This window comes from Streptomyces sp. DF42 (assembly GCF_058267695.1).
This window is the reverse complement of the sequence record NZ_CM177859.1, coordinates 1,271,811-1,286,305: the sequence shown is the minus strand read 5'-3', so window position 1 is coordinate 1,286,305 and position 14,495 is coordinate 1,271,811. Positions and strand designations below refer to the sequence as shown.

The following is a 14,495-nucleotide window of genomic DNA, read 5'->3' as shown; positions in this document are numbered from 1 at the left end:
CGCTGAGTACGGTGAGCGGGTGCCGAAGCGCAAGAACACGTTCTCATCCTGGCGGCGAAGCCTCACACAGCGCGCCGTCCACGCGGGCTGGGCCTGGGTGCAGCGCACGGGCTCGGTCACCGCACAGCATCCGGGACGCTTCCGCTTCGGTGCGCTGGGCGCCCACAGCCGGCTCGCCTTCCCGCTCGGCACGGTCTTCGGCGAGCCCTGGATCCACCTGGGCTCCCACTGCATCGTCGGCGAACAGGTCACTCTCACCGCCGGCCTGATGCCCGACCTCGACCTCGGCCCCGACCCGATCCTGCGCATCGGGGACGGCGTCGTCCTGGGCCGGGGCAGCCATGTCATCGCCGACACGACGGTCACCATCGGCAGCGACTGCTACTTCGGGCCGTACGTGTACGTCACGTCCACGAACCACTCGTACGACGATCCCCACGAGCCCATCGGCAAGCAGTGGCCGCGGATGGAGCCGGTGGAGATCGGTTCCGGCTGCTGGATCGGCACCGGCGCGGTGATCCTGCCGGGTGCGCGGATCGGACGGAACGTGGTGGTGGCCGCGGGTGCCGTGGTCCGGGGCGTCGTGCCCGACCATGCCGTGGTCGCGGGCGCGCCCGCACGAGTCGTACGGCGCTGGACGGCCGGCGAGGGCTGGCAGCCGCCCCTCAGGACACCCGCGCCGGTGCCGATACCGGACGGGATCACCCCCGAACAGCTGCGCGCGCTCTCGGAACTGGACGAGGAGACGGTGGCCCGGCTCGCCGAGTTGGACGCCGAGGCCTAGGACCAGTGCCCTGGCAGGCAACGCTCGCCCGCTGGGGAGCGGCGTCCGGTGCGTGCTCTGGGGGTCCCCGGCCGGAGGCTGGGGGAGTGCCGGGTGCGGGGGCTCGGACCGGACGTACTTGGTCTGTCCCCGGTGCGGCGAGTCGAGTGGGGGCACCTCCCGCGCCTTCGTGGCTGTGGGGGAGCGTGCCGGGCGTCGCGACGGGGGCGAACGTTGCCTGCCGGGGGCGTCAGCCCGTAGCCAGCAGCAGCGTGCCCACCAGGGCGAGGCCCGCGCCCGCCGCCTGGATGCCGCGGAGCCGCTCGCTGAGGAAGCCGCGGGCGGCGAGTGCGGTCACCACCGGATAGAGGGAGGCCAGGACGGCGGCCACCGTGACGGGGCCGTGCTGGGCGGCGACCGAGTACGTGCCGTTGGCCGCGACGTCCGCGAGGCCGACGAAGGCCAGCGCCGGGAGAGACGCCCAGGGGAAACCGCCGGCCGGGAGTGCCTCGCCGCCGCGCCTCACGGAGACGTAGAGCGCGATGCCGCCCCCGGCGACGTTCGTCAGCCGCTGCACGAACAGCGCGAGAAACAGACCCGTGACACTCACCGACGCCTCCGTGATCAGTGCGAACACCGTGCCGAAGCCGAGTGCCGCGACGAGCGTGAGCAGGATGGCCTGCCGCTGCACGGGCGCGCCCCTGAGCTGGGGTCCGCCCGCCAGTACGACGCCGGTGACGGCGACCGCGATCCCCGCGACCTGCATCAGGCCGGGGCGTTCGCCGAGGACGAGGCCCACGCCGACCGGGACCGCCACGCTCAGGGTCGCGAGCGGCGAGACGACGCCCATCGGGCCGAGCGCGAGGGCCCTGTAGAAGGAGAACAGGGCGACCGGCCCCACCAGACCGGCGGCGAAGGCGAACCACAGCCGCGGACCCGCCTCGCTCCAGCCGCCCGTGGCGACCACGATCACCCCGAGGACGACCGCAGCGATCCCCTGCGAGACGACGACCACGGTGAGCGCCGGCGCGCGTCGCGTCAGCAGTCCGCCGCCGAAGTCGGCCAGCCCCCACAGGAGGCTGGTGGCCAGGGCGAAGAATGCTGTCACGGGTCGCCTCGCAGTACAGTTCGGTGAACGATCGGGTGCACCACACCGTAGTTCAGCAAAGTGAACCCTGTCATCCATAATATTGGCCCAGTGGTACATGGATATTGGACGGAACGTGTCGGACCTCGACCTGCTGACCCAGTCCCTGGCGCGCAACGTGAAGCGCTGGCGCAACGAGCGCGGCTTCACCCTCGACGCGCTCGCCGCCCGCGCCGGCGTCAGCCGGGGCATGCTCATCCAGATCGAGCAGGCGCGCACCAACCCGAGCATCGGTACGGTCGTCAAGATCGGCGACGCGCTCGGGATCAGCATCACCACGCTGCTGGACTACGAGCAGGGCCCGAAGGTGCGGGTCGTCCCGGCCGACCAGGTGGTGCGGCTGTGGCACACCGAGGCCGGCAGCTACAGCCGTCTCCTCGCGGGCACCGAGGCGCCCGGCCCGCTGGAGATGTGGGAATGGCTTCTGATGCCGGGGGACAGCAGCAGTTCGGACCCGCACCCCGTGGGCACGGTCGAGATCGCGCACGTCACCGCGGGTGAGCTGACCCTCACCGTCGAGGGCGCCGAGTACCGGGTCCCGGCCGGCGCGAGCGTCACCTTCGAGGCCAACGCGCCGCACACCTACGGCAATCACGGCGACGCCCCGGCACGTTTCGTGCTGGCGGTGTCGGTCCCGCCCGTCCCCTGAGCGCGCCCCGGCGTCCTGTTGGCGTGCCGTCATGGACGCGCCCCTCGGACACTTCGACATCGCCATCCCCGCCCCCGACGCCCTCGGCGAACTGACCGCCCCGGTCGCCGCCGCCGTACGCGACTGGCGCGGCAGCTTCCCCGCCGAGCAGATCGTCTACGTCGACACCGACCCCCGGTGGGCCGACACCGCCGTCTTCGTGGAGCACTACGGGCGGGAACTGCTCGAGCGGTCGGCGAACTGCGTGGTGGTGGCCGGCAGGCGGGGCGGCGAGACGACCCTGGCCGCGTGCATCGCGCTCTCCACCACCCGGGTCGACGTCAACGGCGTCGTCCGACGCCAACTCGGCGCCCGCAAGGCCTCGTTCGCGTCCATGGACACCGCGACGGGGGAGACCGGAATGGAGTGCGGCGGTATCACCGCGATCGGACTCCCGGACGGCTGGCCGGTATTGGTCGACTCGGCCGTCGTCGACCTCCCGTACGTGCTGGTGGGCAGCGGACGTCGGCGCGGCAAGCTGCTGGTGCCGGGGAAAGCGTTCGCGCAGCTGCCGGGCGCGGTCGTGCTGGAGGGGTTCGGTGTCTAGTGCCTCGCCAGCCAAGGTTCGCCCCGTCGAGACGCCCGGCACGCGCCCCCACCCTCGAAACGGCTCCGCCCGGCTCGGGCGGGGGGACCCCCTTCGCCGCACCGGCCGAAAGCCCAAGTACGTCCACTACGAGGACTTCCGGCCGGCACGCCGAGAGCACGCTCCCCCACTCTCGGCTTAGCTTGAGCGGGGGGACCCCCGCGACGCCGCTCCTTGACGGGCAAAACTTGACTGACGCGGCACTAGCGAGTGGCGTGATGCGCCAGGGCCAGATGAGGGTCCTCCTGGCCCGGTGCCGGCGCCGGATCGGCGTGCACCAGGGCCGCGGTCAGCTTCGGTACGGCGTGCAGCAGCGCGTGTTCGGCCTCGACGGCGATCGCGTGCGCCTCACGCACGGTCGCCTCGCCATCGACCGCCACCGCGACCTCGGCCCGCAGCCGGTGCCCGATCCAGCGCAGCCGCAGCTCACCGACCGCCCGCACGCCCGGCACCTCCCGCAGCGCCCCCTCGGCCCGGTCCACCAACTCCGGGTCGACGGCGTCCATCACGCGCCGGAACACCTCGCGCGCCGCGTCCCGCAGCACGAGCGCGATGGCGGCCGTGATCGCCAACCCGACGACCGGGTCGGCCAGTTGCCACCCCAGCGCCGAGCCCCCGGCGCCCAGCAGCACGGCCAGTGACGTGTATCCGTCCGTACGGGCGTGCAACCCGTCGGCGACCAGTGCGGCCGAGCCGATCGCGCGGCCCACCCGGATCCGGTACCGGGCCACCCACTCGTTTCCCGCGAAGCCGGCCAGTGCGGCCACCGCCACGGCCGGTACGTGCGCGACGGGACGCGGATCGAGCAGTCGCTCCACCGCCGCCCAGGCCGCGAACGCCGCCGACGCGGCGATGGTGAGCACGATCGCGATGCCCGCGAGGTCCTCGGCCCGCCCGTAGCCGTAGGTGAACCGCCGTGTGGCCGCCCGCCGCCCGAGCACGAACGCGATTCCCAGCGGTACGGCGGTCAGCGCGTCCGCCGCGTTGTGCACCGTGTCGCCGAGCAGGGCCACCGATCCGGATACGGCGACCACGGCGGCCTGCACCAGCGCCGTCACTCCGAGGACGGCCAGCGAGACCCACAGCGCGCGCATTCCGCGGGTCGAGGACTCCAGGGCGGCATCGAGCTTGTCGGCACTCTCGTGGGAGTGGGGGGTGAGGAGATGGCCGAGGCGATGGCGCAGGCCGGGGGAGGCATGGGCGTGCTGACGGGGGGGTGCATGGTGCTCGTGGTGAGGGTGGTGCCGGTCGCTCACGTGGGTCCCCTTCCGATGCGCGGGTGTGGACGCGCGGCGTTCACGAGGCCATTATGTGCGTATGAGCGCACGCATGCACCTATCACCTGCGCACGATGCGCATCCGCGTACCCCGGGCGAGGAGCAGTTCGCACTCGCCGCCGAACTCCTCGCGCTCCTCGGTGACCGCACCCGCCTCACCCTGCTGCACGCCCTGACCGGCGGCGAGGCCGACGTCACGACGCTCACGGAGGCCTGCGGCGCGGCCCGTCCGGCGGTCAGCCAGCACCTGGCGCGGCTGCGGCTCGCGGGTCTGGTGAACACGCGCAAGGAGGGACGGCGGGTGATCTACTCACTGCGGGACGGGCACCTGCGGCGGCTGGTGGACGAGGCGCTGAAGGTCGCCGACCACCGGCTGAGCGACCGGCCGCTGCACGACTGAGGTCACGCCGGTTCCGGTTCTCCCGATGCGCCAGGATCCGGGACGCACGGATCCGGTGTGCCCGGTGCGGCCGCCGGCAGCCCGCCCTTGTCCGCCTCGCCCGCCGTGCTCGGTGCGCCGGAGAAGCGGGGCCGGTTGGCGGGAGGGGCGACGCGGGGCGGGGTGACGGCGTACACGAGCCATTCGAGGGCCAGGAAGAGGGCCAGCCACACGGTCACGACCAGCGCGGGGACCGCCAGGAACGCCGCGGCGGGCACCGCCACCAGCAGCCACAGTGCCCCCTGCCCCACCCCGGCACCGGACCAGTGGCCGCCCGCCCTGACGGCCGCCCACATCATCCACCGGCGCAGCACCGAGACGCCCAGCTCGCGCAGGGCACGGCGGAAGATGCCGTCGGCGTCCCGGCGGCTCACGGGATGCCTCTCGCAGAGGTAGTCGTGCAGGATCGCGGCCTTGGTGTAGACGCCGTATCGCGGAATCAGCCACACGAAGACGGTCGGGACCGAGGCGAAGTCGGTGCAGAAGTCGGCCGGGACGGTGAACGACTCGTCCCGGCCCTCGTACTCCACGGGCTCCATCAGACGCCACCGTGTCGCGTCGATCTGCTTGACGTTCACGTCTCCCTGCAGGAATGGCATGTCGACCACCGCCCGTGCCGTGAGCGTCCCCCATCGGATGCCCTATGAACGGTGTAGCGCGATAGGCGCCTTCTGTCGCCCCGTCAGGACGCGGAGCTCTCGCCGAGATACTGCTCCGCGAACGCGGCCGCGGCCGCGGGGGACTCGAAGAGGCGACGCAGCCGGGCCAGCGTGGTGCCCGCGCGGTACGCGTCGCCCGACGACGTGCCGTGGTACACGTCCGACAGCCACTGCGAGAACTCCTGGTAGTCCCACACGCGTCCCAGACAGGCCTCCGAATAGCCGTTCAGGCCGTCCGTGCCGCCCTTGGTGAGGAAATCGACGAGACCGTCACCCAGCAGGAAGGCGTCGTGCAGGGCGAGGTTCATGCCCTTCGCGGCGATGGGTGCGGTGAGATGGGCGGCGTCCCCGGCCAGGAAGAGGCGGCCGAACGCCATGGGTTCGACTACGTAGTTGTGCATGTCGAGTACGCGCTTCTCGATCAGCGGGCCCTCTGTGAGCGGCGGCCGGTCCGCTGCGCCCAGCCGCTCCTGCAGTTCGGCCCACACGCGTTCGTGAGACCAGTTCTCCGGGTCGTCACCCGGCGGGCACTCCAGGTAGTAGCGGGTCACCTCGGGGCTGCGGGGCATGTGCCCGGCGAACCCGCGCGGATGGATGCCGAACGCCACGCAGTCGGAGGAGGGCGGCGCCTGGGCGAGCAGCGCCAGCCAGCCGATGCCGTAGTCGTGCCGGGCGATCCGGGCGCGCTGCGGGAGCACGGTCCGTGTCACCCCGCGCGCTCCGTCGCAGCCCGCCACGAACTCGCAGTCCACCAGCTCACGTTGACCCGTCTCGGGGTCGACGTACGACACCTTCGGACGGTCCGAGTCCAGACCGTGCAGCTGGACGTCCCGCACGCCGAATCGAATGGCCCCGCCGCGTACGTCGGCGTACTCGCGCACGAGGTCCGTCACGAGCAACGGCTGGGGGTAGACGAAATGGTGATGCCCCGTCAGCTCGTGGTAGGAGAACCGGAGGTGCCGGTTGTCGAAGCGGAACTCGCACTCGGTGTGCAGCTCGGCACGCTCCAGCAGCCTGTCCGCGAGACCCCGTTGCTCCAGGCCGCGCACGGCCCACTCCTCCAGCACGCCTGCCCGGGGCCGCTGCTCGATGAACTCACGCGTCTCGACCTCCAGGACCAGGCAGTCGACCGAGGCGGCCCGCAGGATGTTGCCGATGGTCAGGCCGGCGGGCCCGGCGCCCACGATCACGACCGGAAAGCGTTGTGGAGTAGGGGAGTTGGGGTGGAGAAAGGGGGAAGTCACCCGAGCATTATGACGGTGGCCCGTCAGCCGCAGCAGGGGAGCTGTGGCTGGCGGGCCGGGTCAGGAGCGGCCGGATCGGGGACGATCCGGTCGGGGACGGTCGGTCAGGAGTCGTCAGGTCGGGGACGGTCGGTCAGTGCGCCGGAGCGTCGGTGACCACGACCTCTTCGATGCTCCGCTCGATCTCCTCGGTCCGGGACGCGGTCGCACGGGCCCAGTAGTAGACGACCAGCGAGAACACGGCGATGACCAGCATGTCCCACCACAGGCCGATGTTGCCCGTGCCGCCGAAGCTGCCCTGCGCGGAGATGACACCCATGCCCAGCAGGTAGACCGGCAGCCACTGGGCGGCCTTGAAGTCCATGCGGGGCGCGTCGGGCTGGTTCGTGGCGTTGGCCCACAGGGCGTAGCCGCCGAGCAGCAGATAGCCGAGGACGACGGCGATACCGAGCCGCCACAGAATGTCCCAGCCGGCCCAGTAGATGATCAGGTTGGCCACGAAGAACGACAGCGGGGAGATGACCTTGCCTGCCGGCAGCCGGTACGGGCGCTCGTGCTGCGGCAGCCGGTCGGCGAAGACCCCGTACGCCAGCGGCGCGCCCGCGTACATCAGCACGCTCGCCGAGGTGATGAAGCCCACCAGCTGCTGCCAGCTCGGGAAGGGCAGGAAGCAGACCACGCCGGTCACGAAGGAGATGATCAGGCCGAACCACGGAACGCCGCGGCGGTCGGTACGGGCGAAGATCTTCGGCGCGTAGCCGTTCTTGGCGAGACCGTAGGAGACGCGGGAGGTGGCGGTGGTGTAGATCAGGCCGGTACCACCGGGGGAGATGATGGCGTCCACGTAGAGAACGACCGCGAGCCAGCCCAGTCCCACCAGGGTCGCGAGGCCCGCCCAGGGGCCGCTGATGCCGGGGAAGTCGAGGTGGGCCCAGCCCTTCGCGAAGGTGCTGTGCGGCAGAGCGGCGATGAACACGATCTGCAGCAGGATGTAGATGACCGCGCCGATCGCGACGGAGCCGAGGGTCGCCCGGGGCAGGTCACGCTTGGGATTGCGGCTCTCGCCCGCCAGTTGGATGGCCTGCTCGAAGCCGAGCAGCGCGAAGATGATGCCGCTCTCGCTGATCGCGCTGAGCACGCCCTTCGCGCCGAACGGGGCGAAGCCCTCCGAGGTGAAGTTCGCGGGGTGGAAGTTGCCGATCGCGATGACGAAGATGGCGCCGAGCGGAACGGCGATCTTCCACCAGGTGGCGGCGCTGTTGGTGTGCGCGAGGGCGCGTACACCGAAGAAGTTGATCGCGACGAAGACGGCCATGAGGAGGACGGCCGTCACGAGACCGGGCACGGTCAGTGTCTGGTCCTTGTGCTGCAGGCCCTGCGCCCAGCTCCAGTGACCTGCGTAGCCGATCATGGCTTCGACCTCGATCGGCGCCACGGTCGCCGCCTGCAGCCACGAGAACCAGCCGAAGGACATGCCGGCCAGACCGCCGAAGGCGTAGTGCGGATAGCGCGCCGTGCCTCCGGCCACCGGGAACATGCCGCCGAGTTCGGCGTGCACAAGGGCCAGCAGGACGATGGCCACCGTGCCGATCACCCACGAGATGATCGCCGCGGGACCGGCCGCCCCGACTGCCTTTTCGGCGCCGTACAGCCAGCCGGAGCCGATGATGGATCCCACGGAGGCCCACATCAGGCCGATCAGCCCGACGTCCCTCCTGAGACCGCCTGGACTCCCTGCCCGTTCTGCGGAGGTCTGTTCGACGCTCACCATATTTTCAGCGGCCTCTCACGAATTGAATACAAGTTTTCAGTGCGTGCGACGTCGCAGATTAGAAAACAACGGCGGTCGAGCAGAAGACCCTATGTGAAGTTTTGACCAAAGCCCGGGGGGTTCGTGGACAGCCCTTCAAGTGCTCTGTACCCAGCGAAAAAAGGCAGTGTGAGCACCGGAGTTGTCCACTTTGTCGGCGCTGCGCGCGGCCACGCGGTGGCTGTTGCAGTACGAGGGGCGGCCGCGGGGCGCCGCGCCGCAGTGCGCCGGGCAGGAGGCCGGCGAATACCTACGGCCGGCCGAGGCGGGGTATCTCGATCGCGGGGCAGCGGTCCATGACCATGTCCAGGCCCGCCGCGCGCGTACGGCCGTACGCCGCCTCGTCGATCACGCCGAGCTGGAACCAGACGGCCTTGGCGCCCTTCGCCACCGCCTCGTCGGCGACCGGACCGGCCAGGTCGCTGTTCACGAAGACGTCGACGACGTCCACCTCGAAGGGGATGTCGGCGAGGGAGGCGTACCCCTGCTCGCCGTGCACCGTCTCGGCCTTGGGGTGGACGGGCACGACACGCTTGCCGAAGCGCTGCAGCACCTGGGCGACGCCGTATGCGGCGCGCCCCCGGTTCGACGACAGACCCACCACGGCCCAGGTGTCCCCGGACTCGGTGAGGATCTTGCGGATCGTTGCCTCGTCGCCGTACACCCCGGGCCTCCCTGCGCCTCGCGGACCTTCTCTCCCGTCCGACAACGGCCGGGAGTGCGCGATGATTCCCCGATTTCCGCCGCGCGGGTGGGGGTGGCCGATGCCCGGGTACGGCCTGCTGCGGAAGGCCGCGGCACGCGCCCGCGTGCGTCGCCGACCCCCGCGCACCTCGTTGAAATTCGCCACTGTGTCCGGAATTCGTGCCGGATGCCTGCGCGCGGCCGTTCGCCCGCCTACGCTCAGCCCGTGCTGCGCATCACCGACGCCCGAACCGGCGAGTCCGTCGACGCCGCCCCGGCCCGGCGGGGTCTGACCCGGGTCGAAGTCCATGTGCCCGGGTCCGGCACCGGCTCCCTGCGCGTGCTGCTGGTCGCCGACCTGCTCGTGCGTGCTCTGGAGCTCGGCGGCACTCCCGTGTGGGGGGTGCTGACCGCTGAGCGAGATCAGGCGGAACTGCGGGCCTGGGTGGTCACGCTCGGCATCCGCCCCTTCGAGGACACGCGGGACGTCGGACCCGGACTGGGTGAGGCGCAGGTCCTCCATGTCGCGGCGGAGGGCGACGCCACACCCGCGGGCGTCCGGATCGCCGTCGCCCCCGTTCACTCGGAGGTGCCCGGCATCCCGGAGGGCACTGCCCCGGACGTGCTGCGCCTGTCCCTGCTCTCCCATCGTCGCGGCACGCCCGTGCGGCTCGACGAGGCCGCCCTGGACGAGGCCCGGGCGACCCTCGCACGCTGGCGTCGCGCGGTCGCCTCCTGGGCGCGGCAGCCGTCACGGCCCATTCCCGACGAGGCGCGCGCACGCCTCCGTACCGCCTGGGAGGACGACTTGGACGTCCCCGCCGTGCTCGAGGTGCTGACCTGGGTCGAGACCGTGTCCGAGCTGCCGGACGGCGCCCGCTTCGAGACCTATGCCCACGCGGACCGGCTGCTCGGCCTCGATCTCACCCGCGACCTGGGATCGCCGGCGTGATCGCGCGCGCGGGAGTGGGTCCACTGCGCCGCCTGGTGGTGCTGCGGCACGCCAAGTCGGCCTGGCCCGAGGGCGTCGCGGACCATCAGCGCCCGCTCGCGCCGCGCGGCCGCCGGGACGCACCCGCCGCCGGCCGGGCGCTCGCCGAGGCCGACTGCCTGCCCGACCTCGCCCTGTGCTCCACCGCCGTACGCACGCGCCAGACCTGGGAACTGGCCTCGGCCCAGTGGGGCACGCCACCGCCGGTACGCCGGGACCCACGCCTGTACGCCGCCGACGTACGCGATCTGCTGACCGCCGTCCACGAGGTGTCCCCCGAGGTCGAGACGCTGCTCCTGATCGGGCACAACCCCGGCCTCGAGGAACTCATCCTCGAACTGGCAGGCGACAGCCTCGACGACGCGCTGGACGAGGTGCGGGCGAAGTTCCCGACCTCGGCGATCGCGGTACTGGCCTGGCACGGCGCCACCTGGGACGCGCTCGCCCCGGGCACCGCACTGCTGACGAGCGTGATCGTGCCGCGGGGCAAGAAGGGCAGCGGGAAGGAGTAGCGGGCGCGCCGCATAGGCTGGCCCGATGCCGGACGAGTACCGCACGGTCGCCCACGCGGGCGTGCACGAGACCGAGGTCAACCGCTCCCGCTTCCTGTGCGCCCTGGCGCCGGTGGCCACCGAGCGGGAGGCCCAGGACTTCATCGCCGGCGTGCGCAAGGAGCACGCGGACGCCACCCACAACTGCTGGGCCTACGTCGTCGGCGCCGACGCCTCCGTCCAGAAGGCGAGCGACGACGGCGAACCGGGCGGCACCGCCGGCGTCCCCATGCTGCAGATGCTGCTGCGCCGCGACATGAGGTACGTCGTCGCCGTCGTCACCCGCTACTACGGCGGGGTCAAGCTCGGCGCGGGCGGGCTCATCAGGGCGTACGGCGGCGCGGTCGGGGAGGCCCTCGACGCCGTCGGCACCCGCACCCGCCGCCGGTTCCGGCTGGCCACGGTCACGGTCGACCACCAGCGTGCCGGGAAGGTGGAGAACGACCTGCGCTCGACCGGACGCGACGTGCGGGACGTCCGCTACGGCGAGGCCGTCACCATCGAGGTCGGTCTGCCGGACGCCGACGTGGACGCCTTCCGGGCGTGGCTCGCGGATGTGACGGCAGGCACGGCGGGCTTCGAACTGGGCGGGGAGGCCTACGGGGACGCCTGACGTTCCGCACGAGAAAGGACCCCGCGTCGTGCGCCGCGTGCGGTGCTGGACGCGGAGGTGCCGCACCGGTAGCCGGTTCCCGGCGGGACGGGCGGCTCCCGTCAGCCCGCCACGGCGGACACGGTGTCCTGCCGGCCTGTACCGGAGACGGCGTCCCGCAAGGGGGTACCGAACAGGGCCGTGGGCATGTCGGGGAGGATCTCGAAGACACCGGCCAGGAGGGTGGGCCGCAGGAGGCGCAGAAGGCGACCGCTGTCGGCCACCAGTCGCAGGCTGCCCTGCCGGACCAGCACCCGGTTCCTCGCCCGGCACAGCAGCCGTAGTCCGCTGCAGTCCATGAAGGTCACGGGTCGCAGGTCGAGTACCAGATCGGGGCACGGGCCGGCGGTCAGGGTGTCGAGGCGCGCCGAGAGCGGCGGCGCCGTGAGGATGTCGATCTCGTCGCGCACCTCCACCACCACGGTCGCGCCGCCGACGACGCGTTCCGTGTGGAAGGGCACGGGCCTGGTGCTGATTTCGGCCATAGACAGAGCAAAGCGGTATGTCAGCGTCCGGGGGAGGGGCCGGTCGGCCCTGTTCGGACCTCCGGAGGGGACCGGCAGCCCATGCGATCGCAGACGGTGAGTCGAGGGTCGCTCTCCGGGCAGGGACGGGACCGATGGCCCCATTTCACGCTCAGCCTGTTTCCGGAGGAGGGACGCAGGCCTGCAAGCGCTGTGCACCATGAGGCAGGGCCGCCGCCCGCAGCCCACCCCGTTCCGCCACCGCGACGTCGCTCCGCCGGATGGCCGCGGTTGGGGCCGACCGGCCCATGGGTCGGCGTGCCGGACCGCCTGACAGTAGAAGGGGAACGCGAGTGAAAGAGGAGGCGGAAGCCATGCAGCACCGGATGGTGAGCGACCTCATGACGACATCGGTCGTACGGGTGGGACGGGAGACCGGTTTCAAGGAGATCGCCAAACTGCTCACCGAGTACGACATCACCGCCGTACCCGTCGTGGACGACGACGACCGGCCCTTGGGCGTGGTCTCCGAGGCGGATCTGCTGCGCAAGGAAGCGGGGCAGCTGGATCCGGCGGGCCTGCTGCCCGTCCTGCACCCGCGCACCGCCGACCGGGCGAAGGCGGAGGCGACCACCGCCGAAGGGCTCATGAACAGCCCAGCCGTGACCGCCCGACCGCAGTGGACGGTGGTGGAGGCCGCCCAGGTCATGGAACGCCACCATGTGAAACGACTGCCGGTCGTCGACGAGGCCGACTGCCTGGTCGGCGTGATAAGCCGCGCTGATCTGCTCCGCGTCTTCCTGCGGGGCGACCGCGCCATCCGGGAGGAGATTTCCAGGGACGTACTCGTACGCACCCTGGGCATCGCGCCGTCCGCGGTCACCGTGAACGTCGTCGACGGCCGGGTCTCCCTGGGCGGTACCGTCCAGCGAAAGTCCCTCATCCCCGTCGCGGTACGACTGTGCCGGGGCGTGGACGGAGTGGTCGACGTCTCCGAGAACCTGGGCCACAGGATCGATGACACCACCCCTCCGCCCACGGACTACGAGTCGCCCCGGCGCGCCCAACCGACGCCGTGACCGGACCTCAAGGCGCTCGCTGACTCCGTGCGACGACGACTCCGTACGACGACGCGGGGCTCTTCGACGCGACCGCGAGGCCGGGTACCGCGTCCTCGGCTCTCATGCGCTCGCCGAAGGCCGTCGAGATGAGGAGCGGGGGCGGGCACGGGGGGCGGCGCCGTGGGGGATCGGCGTCGCCCGCGGTGGTGTCGTCATGACAGCGCCCCTCACCCTCCCCGTCGCCCCTCGCCGGCCCAGGCGGCCGATGGCGCGTCCCGGAGCTGAACCAGGCCTCTCGATGTCGTTCGACGGATACTGGAGGCAGCTCGTCAGATGCGGACCGGGCCGATACGAGCCCTTGGCGCCCGCATTGCCGGCCGCGGCGGAAGGTGACTTGAGCGATCGCTCACCTGCTGTGGTCCTTCGTATGACGTCCGGTCTCTGCGGGTCGGCGGATGCGTGAGGAGGATGCGATGACCCTGCGGCAGCTCGATGAGCAGGTGGTGAACGCGTTGATCGCCGACGCCACGGCGGCTCCTTCCATGCACAATGCGCAGCCGTGGCGATTCCGCTTCAACGCCGACGAGCGTCTCGTCCTTCTGTTCGCCGACCTCGAGCGGGCCATGCCCCGTTCCGATCCCGGAAATCGGGCACTGCACATCGGCTGCGGAGCGGCGTTGTTCAATCTCCGCGTTGCCGCGGTGCGCGCGGGCCTGGTCCCGGAGACCCTGCTGCTGCCCGAGCCGGTTGACCCCCTCCTGCTCGCCTCCGTCCGCCTGGCCGTCCCCGCCGGTACGGCACGGAGCGGCGACGACCTGGCACGACTGCACCCGGCGATCCGGCAGCGGCACACCAGTCGGCACCCCTTTGCCGAGACGGACCTCGCCGAGGACGTGCAGGCATCCCTGCGGCGAGCCGCCGCGCAGGAGGGAGCCAGCTTGTTGTTCCCCGGTGCCTGGCATGCCGACACCGTGCTCGACCTGGTCCACGACGCCGAGAGCCGCGACGACCTGGATCCCGCCGCGATGCAGGACCTGATCCGTTGGACCCGGCTCGGGCCGGAGGCGGACGCCGCGGTCGACGGTGTTCCGGAGTATGCCTTCGGGCCGCGTAAGCGGGACGGCAAAGCTCCGCTGAGGGACTTCGCCGCGCGCCGACCGGTGGCCGACCGTGGGACGACCGCCTTCGAGCACACCCCGCATCTGGCTCTGCTGAGCACCCCTGGCGACGGGGCGGCCGACTGGTTGCGGGCGGGACAGGCGCTGGAACGCGTCCTGTTGGAGGCGACGCTGGCCGACCTGGCCACCTCCCTGACCTCTCACCCGCTGGAGAGCGACGACCTGCGTGGGCTGGCCCGCGACCCGGTGTCGGGCAGGGGCCATGTACAGATGGTGCTGCGCCTGGGCTACGGGCCGAGAGGCCCCGCGACGCCCCGCCGCCCCGTCCACGATGTCCTCGACGTCGGGTGACATGGCTGTC

Annotated in this window: 16 protein-coding genes; 9 read left to right on the top strand and 7 right to left on the bottom strand. The window is 71.6% G+C overall.

The window, feature by feature from the left end; genetic code table 11:
- Positions 1-19 precede the first annotated feature (19 nt).
- The gene (locus ACYUED_RS05945; protein WP_491291268.1) at positions 20-784 is read left to right on the top strand and encodes an acyltransferase; all 765 of its coding nucleotides are present in this window, start codon (positions 20-22) and stop codon (positions 782-784) included.
- A gap of 229 nt (positions 785-1,013) precedes the next feature.
- Here ACYUED_RS05945 and ACYUED_RS05940 read toward each other — a convergent pair whose 3' ends face one another.
- Positions 1,014-1,871 (bottom strand): EamA family transporter, encoded by an 858-nt coding sequence (locus tag ACYUED_RS05940; protein WP_491291267.1) that lies wholly within the window; start codon positions 1,869-1,871, stop codon positions 1,014-1,016.
- A gap of 115 nt (positions 1,872-1,986) precedes the next feature.
- On the opposite strand from ACYUED_RS05940, the gene ACYUED_RS05935 reads away from it, so the two are divergent.
- Both ACYUED_RS05935 and ACYUED_RS05930 read left to right on the top strand, forming a co-directional pair.
- Positions 1,987-2,559 (top strand): helix-turn-helix domain-containing protein, encoded by a 573-nt coding sequence (locus ACYUED_RS05935; RefSeq protein WP_491294148.1) that lies wholly within the window; start codon positions 1,987-1,989, stop codon positions 2,557-2,559.
- Between the two features lie 31 nt (positions 2,560-2,590).
- Positions 2,591-3,145, top strand: a complete 555-nt coding sequence (locus ACYUED_RS05930; RefSeq protein WP_491291266.1) for a YbaK/EbsC family protein — start codon at positions 2,591-2,593, stop codon at positions 3,143-3,145.
- 242 nt (positions 3,146-3,387) lie between these two features.
- Here ACYUED_RS05930 and ACYUED_RS05925 read toward each other — a convergent pair whose 3' ends face one another.
- Entirely contained in the window at positions 3,388-4,440 is a 1,053-nt protein-coding gene (locus ACYUED_RS05925) for a cation diffusion facilitator family transporter (protein WP_491291265.1), read from the bottom strand.
- A 61-nt stretch (positions 4,441-4,501) separates the two neighbouring features.
- On the opposite strand from ACYUED_RS05925, the gene ACYUED_RS05920 reads away from it, so the two are divergent.
- Positions 4,502-4,861, top strand: a complete 360-nt coding sequence (locus tag ACYUED_RS05920; protein WP_266677554.1) for an ArsR/SmtB family transcription factor — start codon at positions 4,502-4,504, stop codon at positions 4,859-4,861.
- Between the two features lie 2 nt (positions 4,862-4,863).
- Here the strand turns inward: ACYUED_RS05920 and ACYUED_RS05915 are convergent, their stop codons facing one another.
- From ACYUED_RS05915 to ACYUED_RS05900, 4 genes are all read right to left on the bottom strand, one after another.
- Positions 4,864-5,499: a DUF1353 domain-containing protein gene (locus ACYUED_RS05915; protein ID WP_491291264.1), complete on the bottom strand. Its 636-nt coding sequence runs from the start codon at positions 5,497-5,499 to the stop codon at positions 4,864-4,866.
- 83 nt (positions 5,500-5,582) lie between these two features.
- Positions 5,583-6,803 (bottom strand): 4-hydroxybenzoate 3-monooxygenase, encoded by a 1,221-nt coding sequence (locus ACYUED_RS05910; protein ID WP_491291263.1) that lies wholly within the window; start codon positions 6,801-6,803, stop codon positions 5,583-5,585.
- A gap of 133 nt (positions 6,804-6,936) precedes the next feature.
- The gene (locus ACYUED_RS05905) at positions 6,937-8,574 is read right to left on the bottom strand and encodes an APC family permease (RefSeq protein ID WP_491291262.1); all 1,638 of its coding nucleotides are present in this window, start codon (positions 8,572-8,574) and stop codon (positions 6,937-6,939) included.
- 289 nt (positions 8,575-8,863) lie between these two features.
- The gene (locus tag ACYUED_RS05900; protein ID WP_491291261.1) at positions 8,864-9,277 is read right to left on the bottom strand and encodes a CoA-binding protein; all 414 of its coding nucleotides are present in this window, start codon (positions 9,275-9,277) and stop codon (positions 8,864-8,866) included.
- A 207-nt stretch (positions 9,278-9,484) separates the two neighbouring features.
- Between ACYUED_RS05900 and ACYUED_RS05895 the strand changes: the two genes are divergently transcribed.
- The 3 genes from ACYUED_RS05895 to ACYUED_RS05885 are packed head-to-tail and all read left to right on the top strand — an operon-like array spanning position 9,485 to position 11,452.
- On the top strand, positions 9,485-10,249 hold the full coding sequence (locus tag ACYUED_RS05895) for a hypothetical protein (RefSeq protein WP_491291260.1): 765 nt from the start codon (positions 9,485-9,487) through the stop codon (positions 10,247-10,249).
- Complete coding sequence (locus ACYUED_RS05890; protein ID WP_491291259.1) at positions 10,246-10,800, top strand: SixA phosphatase family protein; 555 nt, start codon at positions 10,246-10,248, stop codon at positions 10,798-10,800. Before ACYUED_RS05895 ends, ACYUED_RS05890 begins: the two co-directional genes overlap by 4 nt.
- A gap of 25 nt (positions 10,801-10,825) precedes the next feature.
- Positions 10,826-11,452 (top strand): YigZ family protein, encoded by a 627-nt coding sequence (locus ACYUED_RS05885; protein ID WP_266530822.1) that lies wholly within the window; start codon positions 10,826-10,828, stop codon positions 11,450-11,452.
- A 101-nt stretch (positions 11,453-11,553) separates the two neighbouring features.
- Here the strand turns inward: ACYUED_RS05885 and ACYUED_RS05880 are convergent, their stop codons facing one another.
- On the bottom strand, positions 11,554-11,976 hold the full coding sequence (locus tag ACYUED_RS05880) for an STAS domain-containing protein (protein WP_491291258.1): 423 nt from the start codon (positions 11,974-11,976) through the stop codon (positions 11,554-11,556).
- Between the two features lie 353 nt (positions 11,977-12,329).
- Here ACYUED_RS05880 and ACYUED_RS05875 point away from each other — a divergent pair, with 353 nt between their 5' ends.
- Complete coding sequence (locus ACYUED_RS05875) at positions 12,330-13,034, top strand: CBS domain-containing protein (protein WP_491291257.1); 705 nt, start codon at positions 12,330-12,332, stop codon at positions 13,032-13,034.
- Between the two features lie 455 nt (positions 13,035-13,489).
- Positions 13,490-14,485, top strand: coding sequence for an Acg family FMN-binding oxidoreductase (locus tag ACYUED_RS05870; protein WP_491291256.1), 996 nt, complete (start codon positions 13,490-13,492; stop codon positions 14,483-14,485).
- Positions 14,486-14,495: the final 10 nt, after the last annotated feature.

What these genes read in the sequence shown, in the direction of transcription:
- ACYUED_RS05870 (WP_491291256.1), top strand. Translation starts at nt 13,490, where the DNA reads ATGACCCTGCGGCAGCTCGATGAGCAGGTGGTGAACGCGTTGATCGCC.
- ACYUED_RS05920 (WP_266677554.1), top strand. Translation starts at nt 4,502, where the DNA reads ATGAGCGCACGCATGCACCTATCACCTGCGCACGATGCGCATCCGCGT.
- ACYUED_RS05915 (WP_491291264.1), bottom strand. Translation starts at nt 5,499, where the DNA reads ATGCCATTCCTGCAGGGAGACGTGAACGTCAAGCAGATCGACGCGACA.
- ACYUED_RS05875 (WP_491291257.1), top strand. Translation starts at nt 12,330, where the DNA reads ATGCAGCACCGGATGGTGAGCGACCTCATGACGACATCGGTCGTACGG.
- ACYUED_RS05880 (WP_491291258.1), bottom strand. Translation starts at nt 11,976, where the DNA reads ATGGCCGAAATCAGCACCAGGCCCGTGCCCTTCCACACGGAACGCGTC.
- ACYUED_RS05885 (WP_266530822.1), top strand. Translation starts at nt 10,826, where the DNA reads ATGCCGGACGAGTACCGCACGGTCGCCCACGCGGGCGTGCACGAGACC.
- ACYUED_RS05930 (WP_491291266.1), top strand. Translation starts at nt 2,591, where the DNA reads ATGGACGCGCCCCTCGGACACTTCGACATCGCCATCCCCGCCCCCGAC.
- ACYUED_RS05905 (WP_491291262.1), bottom strand. Translation starts at nt 8,574, where the DNA reads ATGGTGAGCGTCGAACAGACCTCCGCAGAACGGGCAGGGAGTCCAGGC.
- ACYUED_RS05895 (WP_491291260.1), top strand. Translation starts at nt 9,485, where the DNA reads ATGCCTGCGCGCGGCCGTTCGCCCGCCTACGCTCAGCCCGTGCTGCGC.